This is a genomic window from Pseudoalteromonas sp. T1lg24 (genome assembly GCF_002964745.1).
Taxonomy (GTDB): Bacteria; Pseudomonadota; Gammaproteobacteria; order Enterobacterales; family Alteromonadaceae; genus Pseudoalteromonas; species Pseudoalteromonas spongiae.
In genome coordinates, this window is record NZ_PQCB01000006.1 from 80,831 (window position 1) to 92,734 (window position 11,904).

Genomic DNA, 11,904 nt, shown 5'->3' on the forward strand with positions numbered 1-11,904 from the left:
GACATCAATTAATGATTAACTTTGAATCGCTGCTGTCATTTATCACCTTAAGCTTTTTACTAGCGGTGTCTCCGGGGCCGTCAAATGCGTTTTTAATGGCGCAAACATTTGCTAAGGGCAAAGCCGCGGGCATGCAAACAGCATTTGGCTTTGCCACCGCGGGTGTAATACACACAATATTAGCGGTTGCTGGCCTCAGTGTTATTTTAAAAACATCTCAAATAGCGTATCAAACAGTGCTGATAATAGGTGCGCTTTACCTTGTTTATTTAGGTGTCACCAGCATTATTGATAGCTTACGAAAACCAGAAGTTATTCATTGTGAGCTTACAAATAAAAAAGAAAAAAACATCTTCGTACAAGCTATGCTTACAGAGATTTTTAACCCAAAAGTTGCGCTCTTCTTTTTAGCCTTTATTCCACAATTCGCCGACGGTTCGCTAAGCACACCGGTATGGTTACAGTTGCTGATTTTTGGCTTACTTTACCCAATTTTGGCTTTCCCTATTGATGTGTTGTACGTAAAAAGCGGGAACAAGATTGCAGGTTACTTTAAACATCACCCAAGCGCGCAGCAATGGATTGATCGCATTGCCGGTAGTATTTTTGTTGTATTGGGGTTACGCTTGGTGTTCGAAGTATTTTAAAGTGTGAAAACATGGAACAAATTACCACTGCGATCCCTGCCAAAAAAAGCATTGCGCTTGTTGCCCACGATGGTAAAAAATCAGCGCTAACTCTGTGGTGTCAAAAACACCAAGATGTACTCAGTCAGCACAATTTATACGGTACAGGTACTACTGGCCACTTAATTGAAAAAACCACTGGGCTGGCGGTTGAAAAGCTTTTAAGCGGTCCTATGGGCGGCGATCAACAACTTGGTGCTAAAATCGCCGAGCATGAAGTCAACCTACTGATTTTCTTTTGGGATCCTCTTGCTTCACAGCCTCACGACCCTGACGTAAAAGCATTATTGCGACTTGCTGCGGTGTGGAATATTCCCGTTGCCTGTAATGAAGCAACAGCTGATATGCTAATTGCCAGCGAGCTGATGTCACAACAAATACATCGCACAATTCCTGACTACCATAATTATTTGGCCGATCGCCTCGATTAAATCACTCAGAGCGCCTAACACGCAGAAACCGTGCAAAACGAGGCTTGCCGTATTTCGTCAAGCCATTGTAACGATATGTCACCATTGACCCTATCTCGGGCGGTGTGTTTCTCATAACATCTGACAAGCCACTGCCCAGTTTGATTTGTTGGCCACTTGGCAGCTCAACAATCAATGCGCCAACTAACCCATGGTATTTTCCTTTACCCGGACTGTAACCCACTACCTTTGCTTCAGCATCTTGATACGGCTTAAGCTTAAGTAAATTATCACTGCGGCCATCGCTAAACTGAGCACCTTTTGCATGCAGCATAATGCCTTCGGCGCCTTGATTTATTAAGGCTTGATAGTAGGCATCCAACTCCTGATAAGTAGTAAATTTACGCTGTTCAATTGCCGCCAAATAGTTAGAAGGCGTTGCTTCTATCAATGTTTTGTAATTCAAGTAGCGCTGGTGAAATGCTTGGCTGTGATTCGGCATATCAAATACATAAAACCTTATTTTACGCCACGCTTGATGATTTGCCTTGATATCGAGTACCGTGCTGGCAATAAACTCAAAATCACCATGGCGGCTCCACAATTCACCATCAAGCCACTCACTCGGCCAATCTTCAGTAAACCAAGTTGGCGCATGAATAACGTTACCATTTCGCGTCACAAGCTGGTTGTTTTTCCATATGGCACGCACGCCATCAAGCTTTTCGCTCACTAGGTAATTTTTAATGGGCTGTTGTTGATAAGATTTGGCAAGCTGCACTTCGACACAGTAAGCAGCAGATGTAACAAGTGAGAAGATTAAGAATAGAGAAATTTTAAGAGCCATCATTTCCTCCTTGAAAATTCAACGGCTCTTTAAAGTGTACTTTAAAATTTAAAGTTTGCTGGCAATAAGTGCCTGAACATCAAGTAACGATGAACAGCGACTATCCGCGTGTGAAAAGTCAGCGCTTAGGCTGTATTTATTAGGCACTACAACAGTGTATAGTTCAGCCGATTTGGCACTGCTAGAGCCGGTTACGGTATCTTCAACCGCAAGCCCTGAACTTGCTGTTAATGAAAAATGCGCGATTGCCCTTAAATAAGGCTCTGGATGTGGTTTTGGCTGTTCAACATCATCACGTGTGAAAATCACATCAAAGTACTTTGCAAGATCATGTCCTGTCAAAATAGAATGCGCTTCTTCTTTTGCACTCCCGGTCACTAACGCAACCTTTAGTCCCTGCTCACGGCACCACGCTAGCAACGCTTTTGCACCCGGTAATAATGCGGGTAAATGCAATTTAGATATCTCAGCGAATACAATGTGTTTCTTCTTTGCTAATGCCGATGCGGATAAACCCAGCTGGTGCTCTTCAACAAGCACTTTTGCCGCTTCAAGCGTTGGTTTACCAGCAAACTGCTGGCAAAACTCAGTCTCACTAAAATGTAAATCAAACATCGCAAGTACCTTGTTCCAACTAACGGCATGCAAATGTTCGGAATCAACCAATGTACCATCTAAGTCAAAATAAATTGCACTTAACGACATTGGCTTAGCCTTGCTCTTGCAGTGACTCTGGCACTGGCGAACTTGCCACGTCGCCACTTTCCACTTCTACCAATTCATAACCACGTGCTAAGCGCTTTACGGTGAGCACAGGCTTTTCTAACGCCTGTTTTTGACGCTCAATATCTTCTGCTAAGCCCGTTAAGCTTGTACCAAACGAACCTTCAGCCGTTTCAGACCAATTAACTGCTTTACCATTAATATTGTATTCAACAACATGTACTTGAAACAGTGTACCTTCATCACTTGGGCACTCAATAACGCGATAATTCCAAAATGCAGACATAATATTTTCCTCTAGTTAACGCGCGCTGACTGTAGCATATTTCACCTCAGATATGGATAGCTAATGTGCTGCAACAGCTATTTATGCAGGCCTCTATTTAACCTTATATGAAGCAAACGAAATGTTTCGCTTGTAAAGCTGAATTAATCTAGGGTCTGTTGATCTTTGCTGTTCTATTTTTGTTCTGTTTGAGCGTACTTTTATCGCGGCGCTCGATGTGTGGCCTAGCTATCTAAGCGAATATCGAGCAACAATGAGAAAAGTGCGCTCAAAAGAACCGTTCGGCAGTGCTTGATTGGGTTTTCTACTGTGTTATCGGCTGACTCACATAGAATAACTATGCCACGCAGCCTCTGCCTTGTATAAAACCCAATCAAACTGCTGCAAAAACGAACTTGAAAGGTCAACAGACCCTCGTTTGGTCGCCCAAAATAAATAAAACGCGATACAACTAACGAAATAAGCATAAAGTTCGCAGCATCCAACTGCTTAAAGCTTGCATAAATATGCGTAAACTGTTTGTATAGTGAATAAATAAGCAATTTAGTGTAGAAAGTATGTGGTTGCAAAAAGTAGTTATATTGCTGATATTCTTGTTTAGTGTTCAATCTATCGCTAAATCAACAGAACTTATTGATGTACCCGTTTTAATCGCTGAAGACGTCAAACTACACTTACAACGCTTAAGTAAACAGACCGATATTCTGACTATTTCAGATTTTTCAAAGTTACCGCAGGGGCGCGATTTAGTTGATGTTATTCTGCTCAACCAAGCATTGCACTTAGGCAACTGCCAGTGTCGTTTAGTATATTTTGACAATTCGGTATATGGCCGTAATATCGAACTGCTCAAAAGCGGAAAATACGCATTGAGTGCCGACACGCTATGGCTTTCTGATATTACAAATCACCCCAATACATTGCTCTCGAGCCAAGCAGTTATTCGCAATGGTGAATACGATGTTGGCTTATATACGTCAGTAAATAACGAGCGCGCATTAAAGGCGCAAAATAAAGAGGACATAGCGCGCTTAACCGCAATCTCAAATCGCTTTTGGAGCGCTGACTGGCAGGCAATTAATCAGTTAAACCCTATCAAGCTGGCACATATCGAATCATTTCCAAATATGAAGCGCCTTGTTAAAAGTGAAATTGCCGATTTTACCTTGCTGCATTTTCGCATAAATGATGATGATTTAAGCTTTGAGCAGTTAACGCCTATTCCAAATGTAAAAGCGGTATTGTGGGATAGCCGTCATTTCGCAATATCAACTCAATTTCCTAATTATCAACATATTGCAGACTCATTAAATAAAGGGCTTGAGCAACTTCATCGCGAAAATAAAATAACTAGCGCTTATTTGGCGGTGGGCATTAATCACCCTCTCACTTCAGACTGGAAAATACTAAATGCATCGGATGCACCCTATTACCAAATACAATCACCGTAGGCCATTCTGCAAGTGTAAGCGTATTGTTTTCTTAACAAGATATATTTAAGAAACCACGTATTAAACAATCGCTAAACGAAAAAAAGCCCATCAATTGATGGGCTTTTTGCTATGAAATCTAAATAAATAGGTGTTTAGAAAAATGACACCTTAAACTCAACACCCATAATACGAGGTTGGTTTACCATAGCAGCATTGTTTGAGAAATCTACACCACCTATGAATACTTGCTCATCAGTAATATTTCTAACAAATGCAGATACTTCGTATTCATTGTCGCCAGCTTCCCACAGGTAACCTGAGCGAATACCGCCTTCAAGTAATGCTTCGCCTTCAAATTCAACAGACTCATATAAGAAGAAGTCAATTGCACTGCGGTAAGACCAATCAGTGTATGCGAAGAACTCACCGTCGCCAATTTCTTTGCTGTAGCGTAGTGTGAAGTTAGAAATCCACTCTGGTGAATGCGGTAAGCTGTTGCCGTCTAAGCTATAGCCTTTACCTTCAACAAATGGGTCTGTAATTGTACAGTTAAAGCAGCCTTGCAAGAACAGTGAGTTGTCTTGTAATTCAGTTTTGTTGTAGCTGATGTTGAATGTCGCGAATAGCTCATCAGTTAAAATCCACTCTGAATCTAACTCTAAACCGTAACCAACTGTTTTATCAGCATTAAGTAAACGGTTAAAGTTTGCAGAACCACCTACTGCAGTTACTTGCTGATCATCCATCTGGAAGTAATACGTTGTCGCGTTTACACGGCCACGGCCATCTAATACATCTGATTTAACACCAAACTCAATTGAGTTGATAGTTTCAGAGTCAGCTACAGTTACTTCGTCACCAAATAAGATACGACCTTGAACACTTGGTGCGCGGAAGCTGTTTGCTGCACGTGCGAATAGGTTTACATCATCAGTAAGCTTATAAGCAGCACTCAAGTCCCATGACACGTGTGAATCTTCTGGATTAGCAGATTTTTCTAGGTCGATATTGTTGAAATCACCCGGAGTTACAAGACGTACCGCTCTAAAATCACGCTTGTCATCTGAATAACGAAGACCACCGCTCACTTTTAACTTATCTGAAACGTGGTAATCTGCTGAAGCAAATACAGCCCAAGCCGTTGTATCTTGCTCTTGGAATACATAACCCCAGTTAAAGTCGCCACCTAAACCATCAAAACCAAAGGTTTCAATTGTTTGTTCTTCGTTGTAGTAGTACGCACCCACTTGGTAATTAAAATCACCAGCAAAGTTACTTGCTAAACGAATTTCTTGTGAAATCTGGTCGTGTGATGGGATTGCGTCAGCACTTTCTGATGCAAGGAAAATGAAGCCTGGGCCCATTTCAGGTGTTGGACAACCGAATACAAAGTCGTTACCACAACCATAACCACCATCAACGTCTGCACGTGAGTAAATCTCAGCGCTTTCCCAACCAGTGATTGACGTTAGCGTGTGATCTTCAAAATCATACTCTAGTTTAAGGCTTGAACCTTGTGACTCAACTTGCTGTGTAGCAAATTGTACTGAGTCTTGGTAAATCACTTCAGGATCAAAACCTGCAACAGGCTTGTTTGTGCCTTTTTCAATTGCATTTGCATGGAAAACAATTGGCTTACCATCTAAATCACGCGTGTGGTAATTTAGTAACGCAGTGAAATCACCTGCTTCATATAAAAATTGAATACGTGCCGCTTGCTCATCGTAACCACCGGTTACATCATTGATGAAGTTATTTGGCGCACGGTTATCAATATAATCATCGCGCGTTTGCTTAAGCACTGAAACACGAGCTGAAAGGTTATCGGTTAAACCACCGCCTACAGCACCTTCAAAATCTACTGAATTAAATGTGCTGTAAGATAATGCACCGTAACCTTCAAATTCTTGCGACGGCTTAACTGAGTCAAACTTTACAAGACCTGCAGGCGTGTTACGGCCGAATAGTGTACCTTGAGGACCACGAAGTACTTCTACACGCTCAACATCAAATACCGGAAAACCTTTTAAAATTGGGCTTTCTTGTACAACGTCGTCTACCACTAACGATACTGGCTGTGATGCATTCAGATCGAAATCGGTGTTACCTAAACCGCGCACGTAAAAACGTGGGAAAGTACGACCAAAAGAAGATTCAACTGATAAGCTTGGGATTTTCGCGTTCATAAAACGGATATCCATACCAGCAGAACTGTATGCGTCTAGGTTATCGCCTTGCAGCGCAGAAACCGCAACAGGCACTTCTTGCGCGTTCTCAACACGTTTACGAGCAGTTACTTGAATCACTTCTAATTGTGCAGATTCAGCGCCTGCTTCTTCACCCTGTGCAACCGCAGCACCTGATAAAACTAATGATGAGAATAACGAGCCTTGAATTAATTTAGCTAGCTTTGACTTTTGTAGATATTTCATGGTGGTTTAAAACCTTGTGCACTCAAAATAAAACGTTTGATTAGCTGAACTCAGTTGTCTTGAGACAGTCATAATCATGCTTGTATCCTTTTAAAGTGAATAGCGAAGTTCAACTTTACACGTGTTTAACGCGGACCCATCAATACGAGTACTTAATACTGCGGGTTGAACATCGCCGCAACAGCCAGCCTTTCGGTTAACATGTTGTTTACACCCGTATCCATTTGCGGCAAAAATAATACAAATTGCCACCGTTTAAAAAGGACATATATCCTTGAAAAGTTTCAACAGATCGAATATGAAATATAGTTTAAATGCACTTTTTTGCATCTTTTAGCAGCATTTTTTGCAAAATACTCTAAAAAAGTACATTTAAAGAAAGGACAAATGGCCGCACAGAAGTTACATGAAATTTACATTTCTATGCTGAGAGTAACTCCGGTGATGCCAAAGTAAGTTGATGTTGATGCAACAATGCCATAATTTGAAAGTGAATTTCATCACTAACTTGCAAGTAGGTTTCGAAGTTTGTGGTAGCAATATACGACAGCACGTACAATTCAACGGCAAACGGGCTAAACCCTTTAAAATAAACACGACACGGATTTTCATCTATCAACTCGTGGTTATCTAACAAGGCCTTTAGCGCCACATTAAACTGCTCCAACTGGCTGTTTGACTCTGGCATCGCAAGCAATAACTTAGGGCGAAATGCCATCTTTTCACGTTCCGAAAAGTTTTCAATTTCCATATCAATAAACTTAGCGTTGGCAATGTACACCACTGTACGTTCGATAGTGCGCACGCGAGTGGCGCGTAAGCCAATCTCTTCAACTGTGCCAATAAACTGGCCAATACGGCATAAGTTCCCCACTTTAACGGGCGTTGATGAATAGAGAGTGATCGCCCCAATTAAGTTCTCGACCGACTTTTGCGCCGCAAGTGCAACAGCCAAACCGCCAATTCCTAAACCAGCCATAATGGTAGTGGCACTGAAGCCTAAATTCTCAAGCCAAATTAAAGCAGCTGCAATCACCAATAATGACTTAACGACATTGCCTGCAGGTCTTAGTAAGTAGGTTGCATGATCTTTTCCCTCGGCAATCAGTTTTTCTGAATACTTTTGTTTGAACAAATCGGCAATGCGCCATAAAAACCACAACCACGCAAAAATAGACAATGTCGACGCTTCAGCAACGGCTTTTACCGCAAAAGTTACATTCGAGGTATCTGCGTAATTGCGCGCTAGAATCGTGGCAGTCAAAAAGCTTAATGGGCCATAAAGAAACTGTATATAATTAGCGACTTTAAGATTGGCAAAACGGGTAACACGGATTAAAAGCCAAAAGCCCACTGAGGCAAGCACCACATAAAGCAGCAAGGTTACCGAAAAATAAAGCCATTGCCATAACATCACCCCCATAAAGCGATAACTTGGCAAATTCATCGATAGCCATTCACCTAACTCACTGTAGCCGTAGTACTTATCGAGCAACGGGGTTTTTGCCACTGTGGCATTAGAGATTTTCCAAATTCGATTATCGTTAAACGGAACTCGTTGCAGCAACACAGCAACTTTGCCTTCGGGCGTATCTATGGTGCCAACTAAATCGCGATAGTCAGGTACATTTTCAGGCAAGGTGCCCAATGGATCGTTCGACAAGCCATCAATATCAACCCACAGCGCACGGTCTAAACTGACATGTAATTGGCGGGCGATTTCAGCTTTATGTGTCTCTTCTACCTTAAATGGCAGATTGCGAAAATCGAGGTAATTAGCAGCCTGCTCATAATCTGATTGACGTGCGGCGGTTAAAAACCCTTGCATGCTGCTGCGTGGTGTTTCGCGACCGAGCATATCCCAGCCGATAAAGGTATTAAGTGACTTGTCTTGTGAATGAGTTTGCTCAACGTTTTCTTGTTCAAGCAAATCTTTAACGGTTACTTCGTTTTTCGGCTGCGCTAACGCAACGCCGAAAAACAGGAATAAACTCAAAAGCAAACTGTGCCAGATTGTGTGTTTCATATGCTACATTCCCTATTCACATTTGAGTTTATTTTAGCGATTAACTGTGGCTTTTTGCCTTATTAAATAAAGCTACTTGTTCGTCACTTGGTTCGTCAGTAAGACGACTGACAATCACAATCGCCAAAGTAGCAATAATAAAGCCAGGTACGATTTCGTACATTAAGCTACTTAAGCTATCACCATTTACACTAATTGGTAAATAAATCCACAGTAGTACTGTCACCGCACCCGAAATAATACCCGCAAGCGCGCCCTGCTTAGTCATACGCGACCAATACAAACTCAGTATAACAACCGGACCAAACGCGGCACCAAAGCCAGCCCAAGCATTACTTACTAAACTTAAAATTGAACTGTCACGGTCATAAGCGAGGAAGATGGCAAGTAGCGCGACTGCAAGCACTGAAATACGGCCTACCGTTACTAACGTCTTTTGTGACGCTTGTTGATTAAAGAACGCTTTGTAAATGTCTTCTGTAAGCGAGCTAGACGTTACCAACAGCTGTGATGAAATCGTACTCATAATCGCAGCTAGGATTGCCGCTAATAAAAAGCCTGCAATTAATGGGTGAAACAACACTTGCGATAATAAAATAAAGATGGTCTCAGCATCTTTCAATTCAGTACCCGTTTGATTGACATACACAACACCAACAAACCCTGTCGCTAATGCACCGATAAGCGACACAATCATCCAACTCATGCCAATACGACGCGCAGTCGGTAAATCTTTAACTGAGCGAATGGCCATAAAGCGCACAATAATATGTGGTTGTCCAAAATAACCTAAGCCCCATGCCATCGCAGAAATAACACCCAGTACAGAAACACCCGACGCAAAACTGAGTAAACTTGGGTTAATTTGTTCTACCGTTGCCACCGCATTAGATAATCCGCCAACTTCACTTAATACCACAAACGGCACTAACACTAAGGCTAAAAACATAATGCAACCTTGTACAAAGTCAGTCAGGCTAACCGCCAAAAACCCACCAAACAAAGTGTACACAACAACAACGCCAGCAGTTACATACAAACCTAACTCATAGCTTAAGCCAAAACTTGATTCAAACAGCTTGCCGCCTGCAACCACACCAGATGAGGTGTAAAGTGTAAAAAATACAATAATTACAATTGATGAAATAACGCGTAGCACGCGCTTATCATCGTTAAATCGGTTTTCGAAAAAATCAGGAAGCGTAATTGAGTCATTTGCCAATTCGGTATAACTACGCAAACGCGGTGCAACAATCAGATAGTTAAGATACGCACCAATAATCAAACCAATGCCAATCCATGCGCTACTGAGTCCCGACAAGTACATTGCACCTGGCAGACCCATTAGCATCCAGCCACTCATATCGGATGCGCCCGCCGATAATGCCGTTACACTTGGGCTTAAATTCCTACCGCCGAGCATATAGCCTGATACGTCACTCGTTGACTTTTTATAGGCATAAAAACCAATGCCTAACATCACGATAAAATATAAGGCTAACGAAAAAATTGTGCCGAATTCCAAGTTATCTCTCCTAGGTACTAAACTTAGTACTTTATTCGCATTTTCACATCAAATGCGAGCTGTCATAATATTTCACTATATCAAAACATTACTTTGATTTGTTTATTTCTTGCGATTAATGCAACTGATAGTGCGTCAAATTTGTTCACCTAGGAAAAAATAACCAAAAACAGGTGAAATGCACACTCAATTATCCTATATTCAAGTCATAAAAAATTCTAAAGACAACATACAGGACCTCTGCTTTTATGTATTTTTATGCAGCGAGACAGCCTATTCTAAACCGAGAAAAGAAGCTAATTGGCTACGAACTACTTTTCAGAGACAGTTTAGAAAATGTATTTCCTAATATAAACGAAGACGAAGCAACATCACGTTTAATTGAAGGTAGCCAATTAAGCCTTGGTTTAGAGGATATGACAGGCGATAAGCCTGCGTTTATCAATTTCACTCTTGAGACGCTACTTAAAGGGTATGCAAAAACCCTTGAGACAAAAGAAGTGGTTGTTGAAATACTTGAAACCGTACAACCGGGTAAACGCCTATTAGCCGCCGTAAAAGAACTCAAAGAAATGGGCTATACGATTGCGTTAGACGACTACAAACATGCCCCTGTATGGCGTCACTTCTACCCTTTCGTCGATATTATCAAAATTGACTGGCTCGACACCTCGCTTGAGCAAATACAAGAAATCATTGCTCAAACCAAAGACTTCCCAAGCATCAAATTTCTCGCAGAAAAAGTAGAAACCCCTGAGCAATTTGAAAAAGCAATGGAACTTGGATTTGATTACTTCCAAGGATTCTTCTTTGCTAAACCAGAAGTGGTACAAAGCCGTGCGCTAGCGCCAAACGAAATGACATTGGCTGAGCTTCTTTACCAAACATCAAGCCCAGATATGGACTTAAAGAAAGTAACCGAAGTATTTGAGCGTGATGTTAACTTATCGTACAAGTTATTACGTTATTCAAATTCAGCGGCATTTAAGCGTCGCGCAGAAATCAGCACCATTAAACAAGCGTTGGTTGTACTGGGTGTAGAAGAGCTAAAACGTTTCTTATCAGTGCTGTTCACAGCGCAAGTTGCTTCAGATAAGCCACCTGAACTAATGCGCCTTTGCTTAACACGCGCGAAGTTCGCTGAGCAATTATCTGAACAATCAGGTCAGTTCCAAGAATCATCTAAAGCGTTTTTAACTGGCATGTTGTCGCTTATCGACGGTATTTTAGATCAGTCCATGGACGCCATTTTAGAAAAGCTACCGCTTTCTGAAGAGATTAAACTTGCCATTCTAAAGCGTGAAGGCCGTTTAGCAGACTACCTTGGTTTGGTTGAAGCGTATGAACAAGCAAAGTGGCAAGAAGCCAATGAGATTCAAACCAAACTGAACTTAAATGCAGATGATATTCCAACTGCTTACCACGATGCATTGCAGTGGGCTAATTTACAAATGGAAGCAATGAGTAACTAAGCTCAGAGACAATCTATTTTGCACATAAAAAAACCGACAATTAAGTCGGTTTTTTTATATCTTA

Annotated in this window: 10 protein-coding genes; 4 read left to right on the forward strand and 6 right to left on the reverse strand. The window is 41.5% G+C overall.

Features of this window, described 5'->3' with window-relative positions:
- Positions 1-11 precede the first annotated feature (11 nt).
- Together C2M30_RS03305 and C2M30_RS03310 are read left to right on the forward strand one after the other, a co-directional pair.
- Positions 12-647 (forward strand): LysE family translocator, encoded by a 636-nt coding sequence (locus tag C2M30_RS03305; RefSeq protein ID WP_105170670.1) that lies wholly within the window; start codon positions 12-14, stop codon positions 645-647.
- Positions 648-658: 11 nt separating this feature from the next.
- Positions 659-1,117 carry a methylglyoxal synthase gene (locus C2M30_RS03310; RefSeq protein WP_054978344.1) on the forward strand — a complete coding sequence of 153 codons (459 nt, stop codon included), beginning with the start codon at positions 659-661 and terminating at the stop codon, positions 1,115-1,117.
- Between the two features lies 1 nt (position 1,118).
- Here the strand turns inward: C2M30_RS03310 and C2M30_RS03315 are convergent, their stop codons facing one another.
- The 3 genes from C2M30_RS03315 to C2M30_RS03325 are packed head-to-tail and all read right to left on the reverse strand — an operon-like array spanning position 1,119 to position 2,952.
- On the reverse strand, positions 1,119-1,943 hold the full coding sequence (locus tag C2M30_RS03315) for a DNA ligase (RefSeq protein WP_105170671.1): 825 nt from the start codon (positions 1,941-1,943) through the stop codon (positions 1,119-1,121).
- Positions 1,944-1,991: 48 nt separating this feature from the next.
- Entirely contained in the window at positions 1,992-2,648 is a 657-nt protein-coding gene (locus C2M30_RS03320; RefSeq protein ID WP_105170672.1) for an HAD family hydrolase, read from the reverse strand.
- A gap of 4 nt (positions 2,649-2,652) precedes the next feature.
- Positions 2,653-2,952 (reverse strand): hypothetical protein, encoded by a 300-nt coding sequence (locus C2M30_RS03325; RefSeq protein ID WP_105170673.1) that lies wholly within the window; start codon positions 2,950-2,952, stop codon positions 2,653-2,655.
- Positions 2,953-3,509: 557 nt separating this feature from the next.
- Here C2M30_RS03325 and C2M30_RS03335 point away from each other — a divergent pair.
- Positions 3,510-4,403 carry a hypothetical protein gene (locus C2M30_RS03335; RefSeq protein WP_158683310.1) on the forward strand — a complete coding sequence of 298 codons (894 nt, stop codon included), beginning with the start codon at positions 3,510-3,512 and terminating at the stop codon, positions 4,401-4,403.
- A 134-nt stretch (positions 4,404-4,537) separates the two neighbouring features.
- Here the strand turns inward: C2M30_RS03335 and C2M30_RS03340 are convergent, their stop codons facing one another.
- From C2M30_RS03340 to putP, 3 genes are all read right to left on the reverse strand, one after another.
- Complete coding sequence (locus C2M30_RS03340; RefSeq protein ID WP_010560543.1) at positions 4,538-6,817, reverse strand: TonB-dependent receptor; 2,280 nt, start codon at positions 6,815-6,817, stop codon at positions 4,538-4,540.
- A 421-nt stretch (positions 6,818-7,238) separates the two neighbouring features.
- Positions 7,239-8,843 (reverse strand): mechanosensitive ion channel family protein, encoded by a 1,605-nt coding sequence (locus C2M30_RS03345; protein WP_105170676.1) that lies wholly within the window; start codon positions 8,841-8,843, stop codon positions 7,239-7,241.
- Positions 8,844-8,883: 40 nt separating this feature from the next.
- Positions 8,884-10,368 (reverse strand): sodium/proline symporter PutP, encoded by a 1,485-nt coding sequence (putP, locus tag C2M30_RS03350; RefSeq protein WP_105170677.1) that lies wholly within the window; start codon positions 10,366-10,368, stop codon positions 8,884-8,886.
- A 248-nt stretch (positions 10,369-10,616) separates the two neighbouring features.
- Between putP and C2M30_RS03355 the strand changes: the two genes are divergently transcribed.
- The gene (locus C2M30_RS03355; RefSeq protein ID WP_010560546.1) at positions 10,617-11,840 is read left to right on the forward strand and encodes an EAL and HDOD domain-containing protein; all 1,224 of its coding nucleotides are present in this window, start codon (positions 10,617-10,619) and stop codon (positions 11,838-11,840) included.
- The last annotated feature ends 64 nt before the right edge of the window (positions 11,841-11,904 follow it).